A 13,216-nucleotide genomic window follows, 5' to 3' on the forward strand; every position below is an offset into this window, starting at 1 on the left:
AGGTGTGTGGTCAATCTCTGAGACTGTAAAGGGCATCGGCCTGTTGCCGGAGCGCATGCTGTTCCCGCCGCCAGGCCAGCTGGATGAGCTGGGGGACGTCGAGGATGAGCGCTGGCTGGCCGTTGCCAAGAATGGTGGAGCCGCTCACGTAGCGCAGGGACTTGAACAGCTCGCCGAGCGGCTTGATGACGGCCTGTACCTCGCCAATCAGGCGATCCACCACGATGCCGGCACGGTGGTCGGCATAGTCCACCATCACCACGAATTCGGGTTCGTCGGCAGGGGGCAGGGCAAACAGCTCGCGCAGGACGATGAAGGGCACCCATTCGCCGCGCACGTTGATCTGGCGGGCCGGGGTGCGCAGGGCATCCGGCGGCAGGTCGATGCACTCGACCATCATGTCGAGGGGGATCACCAGGGAGGCGTGATCCACCTCGATGCGAAAACCGTCGATGATGGCCAGGGTGAGCGGCAGTCTCAGCCTGAAGGTAGTGCCCAGCCCCAGCCGGCTGTCGATGGTGGTTTCGCCGCGCAGAAACTCCAGATTGCGCTTGACCACGTCGAGCCCGACTCCCCGCCCGGAGAGATCGCTGACATCGCTGGCCGTCGAGAAACCGGGCAGAAACAGCAGTTGAAAGATCTCCTGTTCACTCAATACCTTGCCTTCCGGCAGCAGCCCCTGGCCATGGGCCTTGGCGAGGATCTTGTCGCGGTCGATGCCGCGGCCGTCATCGCTGACCTCCACCACCACGGCGCCGGCGTCGTGATAGGCATTGAGGGTGATGGTGCCCTGCGCCGGCTTGCCGGCGGCGAGCCGAATCTGTTGCTCTTCGAGGCCATGGTCGGCGGCGTTGCGCACCAGGTGCATCAGGGGGTCGGTCAGCTTCTCGACCATCGACTTGTCGATGTCGGTATCGGCGTTGCGGATCTGCAGCTGGATCTCCTTGCCGGTCTGTTGGGACAGTTCGTGCACCAATCGCGGGAAGCGGTTGAAGATCTCGTTGATGGGCACCATGCGCAGAGTGAGCGCGTCGTCGCGGATCCCTTCCACCAGGGTGTTGACGATGGCGACTGACTCGATGAGCTCCGCATCGCCCCTCATCCTCGCCTGCAGGGTGGTGGCCGAGGTGGCGATCACCAGCTCGCCGACCCGATTGATCAGCCGATCGAGCTTGGCCGCCTCGATGCGGATGTAGTGCCCCTCCGCCCGCAGCGGTGCGGGTCTGCTCTGTTGTTGGGGGACCTCTTGCGGCGCGGGGGCTGAGTGGGTGGTAGCCACGGGGACCGGTTCGGCGCTTGCCGTGCCGGGGGCCAGTTCGCCCCGCGCGATGCAGGCCGCTTCCTCTTCGCTTAGCGCGCCGGCCTGCACCCAGCGCTGCAACTGGGCCGCGAGCGGCTCATTGCGCCAGGCTGCCAGCTTTTGCCCCTGTTCTGAAAACTGCGCCAGATCCTGATGGGGGCTGAGCAGGCAGATGAGACTGGCGTGGGCAACGAAATCAAAGGTGCTCCGGATCCGCTCGGCCGGTTCGGCACTGAGCAGGCCAATTTCGTAGCCGAGAAAACACTCGGTGGCATCGAGCAGTTGCAGCGGGGGCCACTCCTGCCAGACCGGCTGGATGACGCGGATTTCCCCCAGGTTGCCGAGGTAGCGGATGAAGGCCAGCAGATCGAAACCGTCCTGGTAGAGGGCGGGATAGAAGCGCAGGGAGAGGTGCCAGGCGCGCCGATCCGTCTGATTGACCGGGGCGGGAGCCGGCATGATCAGCGGCTGGCTGGGCAGGGTCTGGTGCCCTTGCAGCTGGGAGAGCAGGGCCAGGATCTGCTGGGTCTCGGTCTGCTGCAGCTCGGGGTTGTGTTCGGCTCCCTGCAGCAGGTCGCGCAGTTGATCGTTGCAGGCCAGCAGCAGGTTGATGAGGTGTTCGTCCAGCGCGATCTCGCCGCTGCGCAGCCGCTCCAGCATGTTCTCCATGGCGTGGGCGAAGCGCACCAGCATGGCCAGCCCCAGCATGCCGGCCGAGCCCTTGATGGTGTGGGCGGTGCGAAACATCAGGTTGTAGGTGTCGGGGTTGGCCGGATAGGTGTCGCGATCCAGCAGGGCGTGTTCCAGATTGTCGCACTGCTCGTAGGCCTCTTCGAAGAAGAGGGCGCGGGCCTTATTGATGTCCATCCACGTGGCCCTCCCCATGGTCGGTCGGCCACAATCCCATCAGGCTCAAGACATGGCGGGCCTGGCTCCCTTCAGCGGCCTCGAGTCGCAGCTGCTTGCCCTGCTGGCCGGCCTCCTGCCGCAGGATGGCGATGAGCTGGGCACCGCAGCCATCGAGCATCTCCAGCGGGGTGAGATCCAGCGTCAGCACCGAGAAATTGAGCAGACCGAACAGATCATCCTGCAGATCACCCAGCGTAATGACGCTGAGCTCGCCGCTCAGGGTGGCGGTCACCGGTGTCTGCCGGGTGTCGATCGTCAGGCTCATGGCTGCACCACCTTGCAGACATCGTCCAGCAGCTTGAGCGGTTCGAACGGCTTGGTGAGCCAGACTCGGGCGCCGGCCTCGAATCCTTCCCGCTTGATCTGCTCGGAGTCTTCGGTGGTCAGCATGATGAAGGGGAGGTAGCGGGTAGTCTGCTGGGCCTTGACCCGTCTTAGCAGGGTCATGCCATCCATGCCGGGCATGTTGAGATCGGAGATGATGAGGTGTACCCGCCGCTGATCCAGTTCGATGAGAGCGGCTTCGCCGTCGCCGGCCTCAATCACCTCAAAACCGGCGCTGCTGAGCGTCATGGTGATGGCCGCCCTGATCCCCACGGAATCATCCACCACCAGTATGGTTTTGCTCATCGGTCATCCTCATCGACTTCATGGGTTCCTTGCCCTTAGCGCCAAGGGCAGAGCTCGCACAGGGCTCAGTGATAATTGTTGTTCAACAGCTTGATGTTGGAGAGATTTTTATGTCATCACTGACTAATAGAGACAAATGGCGCCAGTTGTACGGGCCAGGTGGTGCAGCCGGGCCGGGCAGGAGGGGGCGGGTCACCCGTTGCAAGAGGGGGAATAGGGGGGAAATGCAGATACCCTGTTGATGACAGTTAATTAATCAAGCAAGGGAGATATTTCTTGAAATAGGCAGGTAAGCTTATTTTAGAAGCTGATAATAAATATCGTTTGCGCGTCCGTTCCACTTGTTTACATATAATCATACAAATATAAAGGTATATATTATCAGCCACTTTTGACGAGGTAAAATAGCCTATGGCTGGTAACATAAAGACCGGGTCAAATAGTGTGACAACGCTTTCATTCTGATTATTTAACATCACGAATTAACGGGTAATTTAAATGAATTAAATTCATTAACACGCAAAATTACCCCCTAGTGGGTATTTTGACGGTGTGCGCCATGCTTTCTAAGTCTATGCTACATATGAAATTTTTAAATCCATGCTGATGAGTTTTCTATTTGAATAATGTTCCGTCACTTGATGGAGATCAACGCGGGGCAGGGGGGGAGTACTTAGCATTTCCGCTATTAAGCATTTATCAAACAAGTGCTCACTACGGGAATAAAAAGAATGGTCGAGGATACTTTTTTATCGGCTCATGGAATTAATCGCCGTGACTTTATGAAACTGTGCGCCGGGATGGCCGCAACCCTTGGATTAAGCCAGCATGCCGTGGCCAGGATGGCCACCGCGCTCACCAGCCCCGAGCGGCCACCGGTGATCTGGATAGGGGCGCAGGAGTGTACCGGTTGCACCGAATCGCTGCTACGCGCCACCCACCCCACCATCGAGAACCTGATCCTCAACACCATTTCGCTGGAGTACCACGAGGTGCTCTCGGCGGCCTTCGGTCATCAGGCCGAAGAGAACAAGCACAATGCCATCGAACGCTACAAGGGCAAGTATGTGCTGGTGGTGGATGGCTCCATCCCGCTCAAGGATGGCGGCATCTACTGCATGGTAGCGGGTGAACCCATCGTCGACCATATTCGCCGCGCGGCTGCCGATGCGGCTGCCGTCATCGCCATCGGCTCCTGCGCCGCCTGGGGCGGGGTGCCCGCCAGCGGTGGCAACCCGACCGGTGCCGTCAGCCTGGAGGAGGCCCTCGGCAACCTCGGCACGCCGATTATCAATATCCCGGGCTGCCCGCCCAACCCTCACAACTTCCTCACCACGGTCGCCTACTACATCACCTACGGCAAGCTGCCGGCGCTCGATGCCAAGAAGCGGCCGCTGTTTGCCTATGAGCGGCTCATCCACGAAAACTGCGAGCGCCGCCCGCACTTCGATGCCGGCCGCTTCGCCAAGGAGTTTGGCGACGAGGGCCACCGTCAGGGCTGGTGTCTCTACCATCTTGGCTGCAAGGGGCCGGAGACCTACGGCAACTGCTCGACCCTGGAGTTCTGCGATGTGGGCGGCGGCATCTGGCCGGTGGGCATCGGCCACCCCTGCTATGGCTGCAACGAGCAGGGGGTGGGTTTCAGCAAGGGGATCTTCCAGCTCGCCAAGGTGGAGAATCCCACCCCGCGGGTGAACAAGCCCGACGTGGCCATCCAGGAGGGAGGACACATGTCGCCCACCGCCACCGGCCTTATCGGTGGGGCGCTCGGGGTGCTGGTCGGGGTGAGTCTGATGACGGTGCGTGAGCTCGGTCGCCAGCAGAAGCGCCATGAAGCCGGGCAGCACACCTCACGGGAGGAGTGACCGTGAACAGACGCAACTTCCTCAAATTCGCCTCCGTCGGTGCGTTGGCGGCGGGCACCACCGTCTCCGGTACTGCCCTGGCGGCGGCCGAGAACAAGCCGCCCATTCCCGGCGCACTCGGCATGCTCTACGACTCCACCCTCTGCATCGGCTGCCAGGCCTGCGTGGCGGAGTGTCAGCGCCTCAACGGCAACCCGGCCAATCCGGCCGGGGAAGCGACCTGGTCCAACAACGACAAGCTGAGCCCCTACACCAACAACATCATTCAGGTGTGGAAGAGCGGCACGGGTGAGCACAAGGATCAGCTGGTGGATGGCTATGCCTACATCAAGAAGCAGTGCATGCACTGTGTCGATCCCAACTGCGTCTCCGTCTGCCCGGTGCAGGCGCTGACCAAGGATCCCAAGACCGGCATCGTCCATTACGACCCGGATGTCTGCACCGGCTGCCGCTACTGCATGGTGGGCTGCCCGTTCGACGTGCCCAAATATGACTACGACAACCCGTTCGGAGCGATCCACAAGTGCGAGCTCTGCAACCAGAAGGGGCTTGCGCGCATCGATCAGGGCAAGTTGCCCGGCTGCGTGGAGGTGTGCCCCACCGGCGCCGTCATCTTCGGCACCCGCGAGGCGCTGATGGCCGAGGCCAAGCGCCGGCTGCTGGCAACGCCGGGCAGCGAATATGCCTATCCGCGCCAGACCTTCAGCGCCAACGATCCCTACCTGCATGAAGTGCCCAACTACCAGCCTTACGTCTATGGCGAGAAGGAGGGGGGCGGCACCCAGGTGCTGGTGCTGGCCGGGGTGCCCTACACCAAGCTCGACATGCCTGACTTGCCGGAGCTCTCCTCCGGGGCGCGCTCCGAGCACATCCAGCACACCCTCTACAAGGGGATGGTGCTGCCGCTGGTGGTGCTGACCGGGCTGTCGGTGCTCATTCGCCGCAACACCAAGGACCATCAGGATGGCGACGATCATGACTCGCACGCGGGCCATGACAAGCAATCGGGAGGCAAGGATCATGAGTAATCACAAGGCACATCCGCTGGGGGGCAGGCTGGTCAGCTGGCCGGTCATGGTGCTGGCGCCGTTCGTCATCCTGTGCGGCATGCTGATCCTCAAACGCCTGATCTTCGGGCTGGGCTCGGTCACCGATCTCAACGGCGGCTACCCCTGGGGGCTCTGGATCTCGTTCGATCTGCTGATCGGCACCGGTTTCGCCTGCGGCGGCTGGGCGCTGGCCTGGGCGGTCTACGTCTTCAACCGGGGCGAGTATCATCCCCTGGTGCGGCCGGCCCTGCTGGCGAGCCTGTTCGGCTATTCGCTGGGCGGCCTCTCCATCACCATCGACGTCGGCCGTTACTGGAACCTGCCCTACTTCTACATTCCGGGTTTCTTCAACACCTCTTCGGTGCTGTTCGAGACGGCGGTCTGCATGACCATCTACATCGGGGTGATGGCGCTGGAGTTTGCCCCCGTGCTGATGGAGAAGTTCGGCTGGAAGGTCTCCCTTGCGCGGATCAACAAGGTCATGTTCTTCATCCTGGCGCTGGGGGCCCTGCTGCCCACCATGCACCAATCCTCCATGGGATCCCTGATGATAGTGGCGGGAGAGAAGATCCATCCGCTCTGGCAGAGCTACGAGCTGCTGCCGGTCTTCTCCTTGCTCACCGCCTTCATCATGGGCTTCTCCATCGTGGTGTTTGAAGGCTCCCTGGTGCAGGCCGGGCTGGCGGGGCGCGGCCCCAACGAGAAGCCGCTGTTCTACAAGTTGACCCAGGTGATCGACATCTTCCTGATCCTGTTTGTGGCGCTGCGCTTTGCCGAGATCGTCATCAACGACAAGTCGGAGTACCTCTCCCAGTGGGATCGCTACGCCTTGATGTTCTGGAGCGAGATCGCGCTGATGATCTTCCCGCTGCTGGTGTTCCACTGGGACAAGAGCCGCCGCGATTCGCGCATGTTGTTCCTGGGGGCCCTCAGCATGCTGCTGGGCGCCGCCCTCTGGCGACTGGACTACTCCCTGCTCGCCTTCAACCCCGGCAATGGCTACCACTACTTCCCCTCCGCGGCGGAAGTGCTGATCTCCTTGGGCTTCGTCGCCATCGAGGTGTGTGCCTATTTGCTGCTGATCCGGCTCTTGCCGGTACTGCCATCACTTGAACGTGTTCACCAAGATTATCAGGCCCGAGGGAAAGCCAACGTATGAGCCAACGTATCACCATAGACCCCATCACCCGCATCGAGGGTCACCTGCGTATCGACTGTGAAATCGAAGGCGGCGTCGTCACCAAGGCCTGGTCGTCCGGCACCATGTGGCGCGGGATGGAGGAGATCGTCAAGGGCAACGACCCGCGCGATGCCTGGATGATAGTGCAGCGCATCTGCGGGGTCTGCACCTCCATTCATGCCATCGCCTCGGTGCGGGCGGTGGAGAATGCCATCGGCGCCAAGGTGCCGGTCAACGCCCAGTACATCCGCAACCTGATCATTGCGGCCCACAACATCCACGATCACATCGTCCACTTCTATCAGCTCTCCGCGCTGGACTGGGTGGACATCACCGCGGCCCTTGAGGCCAATCCGCAAAAAGCGGCCGACCTGCTCAAGGGGGTATCGACCTGGTCCCTCAACAGCGCCGACGAGCTGACCAAGGTGCAGGACAAGATCCGCGCCCTGGTGGCGAGCGGCCAGCTCGGCATCTTTGCCAACGGCTACTGGGGCCACAAGGCGATGAAACTGAGCCCGGAGGTGAACCTCATCGCCGTGGCCCACTACTTGCAGGCACTGGAGTGCCAGCGCGATGCCAACCGCATCGTCGCCATCCTCGGCGGCAAGACCCCCCACATCCAGAACCTGGCGGTGGGCGGCGTGGCCAACCCCATCAACCTGGATGCACCGAGCGTGCTCAACCTGGAGCGCTTGCTCTATGTGAAGAGCTTTATCGATCGGCTCGGCGAGTTTATCGAGCAGGTCTACAAGGTGGATGCCGCCATCATAGCCGCGCACTACCCCGAGTGGCTGAACCTGGGGCAGGGGGCCAAGCACTACCTGAGCGTGCCTGAGCTGCCCACCGACGGTGACGGCGGCAGCTTCCTGATGCCGGGTGGCTACATCGAGAACGGCGATCTGGCCGGCTATCGCCCCATCGAGAGCCATCAGGATGCCTGGCTGATGGATGGCATCGCCGAGAGCAACAAGCACGCCTGGTACAAGGATGATGCCCCCCTCAAACCCTGGGAGGGCAAGACCGAGCCCAACTACACCGGCTGGCAGGATGACGGCAAGTACTCCTGGGTCAAATCCCCCACCTTCTACGGCAAGGTGGTGGAGGTGGGGCCGCTCGCAGACCTCTTGGTCAAGCTGGCCGCCAAGCACCCGGAGACGGTGGCGCACTTCGATCAGCTCAACGGCTTCTATAAGACGCTCACCGGTTCAGCCATCAAGACTGAACAGCTGCACTCCACCCTGGGCCGCATCATCGGCCGGGCGGTGCGCTGCTGCGTGCTCAAAGACACCTTGTCTCATCAGTGGAAGGCGCTGGTGGACAACATCGGCAAGGGGGATTTCAGCGCCTACATCAAGACCGAGATCCCGGCGGACAAAGAGTTTCGCGGGGTAGGCTTTGAAGAGGCGCCGCGCGGCATGCTCTCCCACTGGGTAGTCATCAAGGGCGGCAAGATCGAGAACTATCAGGCGGTGGTGCCATCGACCTGGAACTCGGGCCCGCGCAACTTCAACGACGAACCCGGCCCCTACGAGCAATCCCTGGTAGGCACCCCGGTGGCCGATCCCGCCAAGCCGCTGGAGGTGGTGCGCACCATCCACTCGTTCGACCCCTGCATGTCCTGCGCGGTGCACGTGGTGGATACCCAGAGTGGTGAAACGACTCAGGTGAAGGTGCTGTGATGAACACCCTGATCCTGGGCGTGGGCAACCTGCTGTTGAGTGACGAGGCCGTGGGTGTGCGGATCGTCGAGGGGCTGGAGTGCGACTACCGTTTCGCCCCCGGCATCGAGCTGCTCGATGGCGGCACCGCCGGCATGGAACTGCTCGAAGCGATGGCCAGTCGCGACCACATCATACTGGCGGACGCGGTGCGCAGCGGCAATCCGCCGGGCACAGTGGTGACCCTGAAGGATGAGGAGATCCCGACCCTGTTCGGTCGCAAGATCTCCCCCCATCAGCTGGGGCTGGCGGACGTGCTCTCGGCGCTGCACATGACGGGGGAGTCGCCCAAGCGGCTCACCCTGATCGGGGTCGAACCCGAATCCCTCGAGCCCCGCATCGGCCTCACCCCCGTGGTGGCGGCGGCGTTGGGGGAGGCGACAGATCGGATCCTGACCCTGTTGGCCAGTCTGGGTGCTCCGGCCATCCCGCTCTCTGAGCAGGAGAAGGCCGAGCGAGCGCGGGAGGGTGTATGGCGCAATCCATTGTGAATGAGGCAGTGAACGAGACAGTGAACGAAGCCGCGAAAGAGTCGGTGCAGGAATTTGCCGGTTTTGCCGCGAATCCCGCGCCATTGCTGGTAGCCCAGTACGAGCGGATCGCCAGAGAAGAGATGCAGGCCCTGCCCTTCTATCACCCGGCCATGCCCATCGTGGCCGAGTGCACCCTGTTTGAAGGGCAGTGGCTCGGCTGCGTGCTCACCCCCTGGATGCTGAGCGTGGTGGTGTTGCCGGGGCCGGATCAGCTCTGGCCGGTGCGCGGCAGCAGCGAACGCCTCGCCCTGCAGCTCCCCTGCGGCAACCTGACCTTTATGGTGGGGGCATTGCCCGAGACGGGGCAGTTGCTGGCCTGCTCGCTCATGTCCCCCATCGACCCGCACCTGGGGGCCGACGAGGGGCGCGCGCTGGTGAGCAGCACCCTCAAGATGCTGCTTTCGCTTCCGGTGCAGCAGGGGGAGGGCGGCGTGAACTTGAGCCGGCGTCGCCTGTTCAGCGGCCGGCGCGGCGACCCTGTGGGCGACACCCAGCGCTAGGTCTCATCTGCAATCAGGTTTAGAATAGGGGCCGTTTTGGCCCCTCACTCGCTTCTGTCGTGCCCCTGTTTTTTGGGTAGTGAGTGGTAAAACGAACAAGGGATCTTATGACCATTCAATGCTTTGGCTGCCACTCAGGCAGCAATGCCACCCGCCGCAAAGGCCTCTCTGTCACTGCGGCCGCCTTGCTGGCCCTGCTCTCGGGCGGTTTCTCTTCCATGGCGCTGGCGGCCCAGCCCGTCCCCGCCGAACTCAAGCTCGCCATCGGCAGTGAGCCCACCGAAGGGTTCGACCCGCTGCTCGGCTGGAGCCACGGCAGCTACCTGCTGCTGCACAGCCCGCTGCTCAAGCAGAACGTCGACCTCAGCTGGCAAAACGTGCTTACCCAAGCGGTGACTCCGAACCAGGATGGTAAGGGGTGGCTTATCCGCCTCAAGCCGGATTTGACATTCTCCAACGGCGCGCCGCTCACCGCCGAAGACGTGGCCTTTACCTACAACAGCGCAGCCCAGGGTGGCGGCAAGATCGACATGGGCAACTTTGTCTCGGCCAAGGTGCTCTCACCTACCGAGGTTGCCATCAGCCTGAGCGCCCCCCAGAGTACCTTCGTCAACGTGCTGGGATCGCTCGGGATAGTGTCGAAGCGGGATTACGATCCCAAGGCTTACGCCCGCCATCCAGTCGGCGCCGGCCCCTACCGGCTGGTGAGCTTCCTGCCCGGCCAGCAGCTGGTGGTGGAGGCCAACCCCCATTACGCCGGCGGCAACAATGACTTCAAACGGCTGGTGTTTGTCTTTATCGATGAAGAGAGCGCCTATGCCGCCGCCCAGAGCAGCCAGCTCGACCTGGTGCGCATCGCCCCGTCGCTGGCGCCCACAGTCCCTGCCTCCCTCAAGCTCTGGGTGCGGCCAAGCGTGGAGAACCGCGGCATCGTCTTCCCCATTCCACCAGCGGGCGGCAAGGATGCCAAGGGTTATCCCATCGGCAACGACGTGACCTCGGATGTAGCGGTGCGCCGCGCCATCAACTACGCCATCGACCGCAAGCTGCTGGCCGATCAACTGCTGGAAGGGCACGCCATCCCCGCTTACAGCGCGGTGGAAGGCTTGCCCTGGCTGAACAAAGCCACCGCCTTCAAGGATGGTGATGCGGCCCACGCCAACGCCCTGCTCGATGAAGCTGGCTGGCAGAGGGGGAGCGACGGCGTTCGCCACAAGGGCTCCCTGCGCGCCACCTTTACCCTCTGGTACACCAGTGGCGACAGCACTCGCCGGGATCTGGCGGAAGCGGTGCGGGCCATGCTCAAACCCATCGGCCTCGAAGTGAGCCTCAAATCCGGCAGCTGGGAGCAGGTGGAGCGCGAGATGCATGCCAATCCGGTGCTGATGGGGTGGGGGAGCCTGGATCCCATGGAGCTCTACCACCACTACCAGAGCGGTTCCGCCGGCGTGGAGTTCTACAACCCGGGCTATTACCAGAATCCGGTGGTGGATGGCCACCTCAAGCAGGCGCTGGATGCCCCCGATTGGCAGGCGGCCGTGCCGTTCTGGCAGCAGGTGGAGTGGGATGGCAAGCGTGGCGCCGGGGTGCAGGGGGATGCGGCCTGGGCCTGGCTGCTCAACGTGCAGCATACCTATCTGGCCAATCGCTGCATCGACCTTGGCAAGGGGGCGCCGGAAATTCACGGTAGCTGGTCTTTGCTCAACAACCTGCAGGATTGGCGGTGGACGTGCCGCTAAGTTCGTCCACCATGATGACTGCCACTCTGAAAGCCCTGCTGCGTTTGGCAGGGCTGCTCTGTCTGGTCTCGGTTGCCACCTTTGTGCTGCTGAGCTACTCCCCCATCGATCCCATCAAGGCCTATATCGGCAACGATCTGCTCCATGTGCCGCCCGAGCAGTACGCCCGCATCGCCGCTCGCTGGGGGCTGGATCAGCCGCTCTGGCTGCGCTACTGGCACTGGTTTACCCAGGTGCTGCGGGGGGATCTCGGCTACTCCATGCTCTACAACGCGCCTGTAGGTGAAGTCATAGGCCAGCGCTTTGCTGCCTCCTTCCTGCTGCTGGCGGGTGCCTGGCTGCTCTCCGGCTTTTTCGGCATTCTGCTTGGCCTCTGCGCCGGTCGCTATCTCAACCGCTGGCCCGACCGCCTGATTTGCCGCTTTGCCTACCTGCTCGCCTCTCTGCCCACCTTCTGGGTGGGCCTCTTGCTGCTGGCGCTGTTTGCGGTGCACTGGCCACTGTTGCCGGTCTGCTGCGCCTGGACGCCGGGACTGGCTGCCGATGAGGCGGATTGGGCCATGCGGTTGCGTCATCTGCTGTTGCCGGTGACCACCCTGGCCCTGCTGGGGCTTGGCAATATCGCGCTGCACACCCGGGAGCGGGTGGCCGAGGTGCTGGCGAGCGATTTTATTCGCTACGCCCGCGCCCAGGGCGATGGCGGCTGGCCCATGCTGCGCTTTCACGTGCTGCGTCATGCCCTGACCCCGGCGCTCTGCCTGCAGTTTGCCTCGCTGGGGGAGCTGATTGGCGGATCGCTCTTGGCAGAGAAGGTCTTCTCCTACCCGGGGCTCGGTCAGGCCACCGTGGATGCGGGGCTGCGGGGCGATATCCCCCTACTGATGGGAATCGTGCTCTTCTGCACCCTGCTGGTCTTTTTGGGCAACACGGCGGCGCGGGTGCTGCTGGCCCGCATCAACCGCGGTTGGGAGGGTGTGCATGCTGTTTAATCCGCTCCCCTCCTTGCTGCGTCTTGGTTTTGCGCTGATCTGCCTGCTGCTGCTGGCCAGCTACGGCTGGAGCCTCTCTCATCAGGATGTGCCGATGGATCTGCTGGCGCGCCAGCAGCCCCCCTCGCTGGCCCACTGGTTCGGTACCGATCAGATCGGGCGGGATCTCTGGCTGCGGGCCTTTCAGGGCACCCTCACCAGTCTGGAGCTGGGCATCAGCACGGCCCTGTGCAGTGGCCTGCTGGCCATGGTGGCGGCCAGCCTCTCGCTTATCCATCCCAGGTGCGATGCGGCGGTGCGCCTCGTGATCGACGCCATGCTGGCGCTGCCCCATATGCTGCTGTTGATCCTCATCTGCTTTACCGCAGGGGGGGGCATGCGCGGGGTGATCCTGGCGGTGGCGCTCACCCACTGGCCCAAGCTGGCGCTCATTCTCTGCGCCGAGGCGCGGCGCATCGCCAGCAGCGACTACGTGGTGCTGGCCCGCTGTCAGGGGATGGGGGCGCTGCGCCGCTGGCGTACCCACCTGCTGCCGGGGCTGTTGCCACAGTGGTTTATCGGCACCCTGCTGATGTTCCCCCACGCTGTGCTGCACAGCGCGGCGCTGAGCTTCCTCGGTTTTGGCCTGGCGGCCCACGAGGCTTCGCTGGGTCTGCTGCTGGCCGATGCCCTGCGTTATCTGGCCGGTGGCGGCTGGTGGCTGGCCCTCTTCCCTGGTCTGATGTTGCTGACGTTGGTCCTGCTGTTTGATCAGGCTACCCGCGCCCTGCAACAACTCTGGTTTGGGGGTGAAGCATGCTGAGT

12 protein-coding genes are annotated in these 13,216 nt (G+C 62.9%); 9 read left to right on the forward strand and 3 right to left on the reverse strand.

Annotation, left to right across the window (positions count from 1 at the left end; translation table 11 throughout):
- Positions 1-10 precede the first annotated feature (10 nt).
- From C2U40_RS08220 to C2U40_RS08230, 3 genes are read right to left on the reverse strand one after another with little or no spacing between them, the layout of a single operon-like run.
- Positions 11-2,167, reverse strand: coding sequence for a chemotaxis protein CheA (locus C2U40_RS08220; RefSeq protein ID WP_103827553.1), 2,157 nt, complete (start codon positions 2,165-2,167; stop codon positions 11-13).
- Positions 2,154-2,474 (reverse strand): STAS domain-containing protein, encoded by a 321-nt coding sequence (locus tag C2U40_RS08225; RefSeq protein ID WP_103827554.1) that lies wholly within the window; start codon positions 2,472-2,474, stop codon positions 2,154-2,156. The genes C2U40_RS08220 and C2U40_RS08225 overlap by 14 nt, the downstream gene beginning before the upstream one ends.
- On the reverse strand, positions 2,471-2,839 hold the full coding sequence (locus C2U40_RS08230; RefSeq protein WP_024941904.1) for a response regulator: 369 nt from the start codon (positions 2,837-2,839) through the stop codon (positions 2,471-2,473). The genes C2U40_RS08225 and C2U40_RS08230 overlap by 4 nt, the downstream gene beginning before the upstream one ends.
- 731 nt (positions 2,840-3,570) lie before the next feature.
- Between C2U40_RS08230 and hybO the strand changes: the two genes are divergently transcribed.
- From hybO to C2U40_RS08275, 9 genes are all read left to right on the forward strand, one after another.
- Complete coding sequence (gene hybO / locus C2U40_RS08235) at positions 3,571-4,704, forward strand: hydrogenase 2 small subunit (protein WP_065477131.1); 1,134 nt, start codon at positions 3,571-3,573, stop codon at positions 4,702-4,704.
- A 2-nt stretch (positions 4,705-4,706) separates the two neighbouring features.
- Complete coding sequence (gene hybA, locus C2U40_RS08240) at positions 4,707-5,732, forward strand: hydrogenase 2 operon protein HybA (RefSeq protein WP_102988576.1); 1,026 nt, start codon at positions 4,707-4,709, stop codon at positions 5,730-5,732.
- Positions 5,725-6,912, forward strand: a complete 1,188-nt coding sequence (gene hybB, locus C2U40_RS08245; RefSeq protein ID WP_011706348.1) for a Ni/Fe-hydrogenase cytochrome b subunit — start codon at positions 5,725-5,727, stop codon at positions 6,910-6,912. Before hybA ends, hybB begins: the two co-directional genes overlap by 8 nt.
- Positions 6,909-8,612, forward strand: coding sequence for a hydrogenase 2 large subunit (gene hybC / locus C2U40_RS08250; protein WP_103827555.1), 1,704 nt, complete (start codon positions 6,909-6,911; stop codon positions 8,610-8,612). The genes hybB and hybC overlap by 4 nt, the downstream gene beginning before the upstream one ends.
- Positions 8,612-9,142: a HyaD/HybD family hydrogenase maturation endopeptidase gene (locus C2U40_RS08255; protein WP_103827556.1), complete on the forward strand. Its 531-nt coding sequence runs from the start codon at positions 8,612-8,614 to the stop codon at positions 9,140-9,142. The genes hybC and C2U40_RS08255 overlap by 1 nt, the downstream gene beginning before the upstream one ends.
- On the forward strand, positions 9,124-9,684 hold the full coding sequence (gene hybE / locus C2U40_RS08260) for a hydrogenase-2 assembly chaperone (RefSeq protein ID WP_103827557.1): 561 nt from the start codon (positions 9,124-9,126) through the stop codon (positions 9,682-9,684). Before C2U40_RS08255 ends, hybE begins: the two co-directional genes overlap by 19 nt.
- Before the next feature lie 107 nt (positions 9,685-9,791).
- Positions 9,792-11,423 carry an ABC transporter substrate-binding protein gene (locus tag C2U40_RS08265; protein ID WP_103827558.1) on the forward strand — a complete coding sequence of 544 codons (1,632 nt, stop codon included), beginning with the start codon at positions 9,792-9,794 and terminating at the stop codon, positions 11,421-11,423.
- Positions 11,408-12,412, forward strand: coding sequence for an ABC transporter permease (locus C2U40_RS08270; protein WP_103827559.1), 1,005 nt, complete (start codon positions 11,408-11,410; stop codon positions 12,410-12,412). The genes C2U40_RS08265 and C2U40_RS08270 overlap by 16 nt, the downstream gene beginning before the upstream one ends.
- Positions 12,402-13,214, forward strand: a complete 813-nt coding sequence (locus tag C2U40_RS08275; protein WP_103827560.1) for an ABC transporter permease — start codon at positions 12,402-12,404, stop codon at positions 13,212-13,214. Before C2U40_RS08270 ends, C2U40_RS08275 begins: the two co-directional genes overlap by 11 nt.
- Positions 13,215-13,216: the final 2 nt, after the last annotated feature.

Source organism: Aeromonas sp. ASNIH4 (assembly GCF_002934425.1).
GTDB classification, from domain to species: Bacteria; Pseudomonadota; Gammaproteobacteria; order Enterobacterales; family Aeromonadaceae; genus Aeromonas; species Aeromonas hydrophila.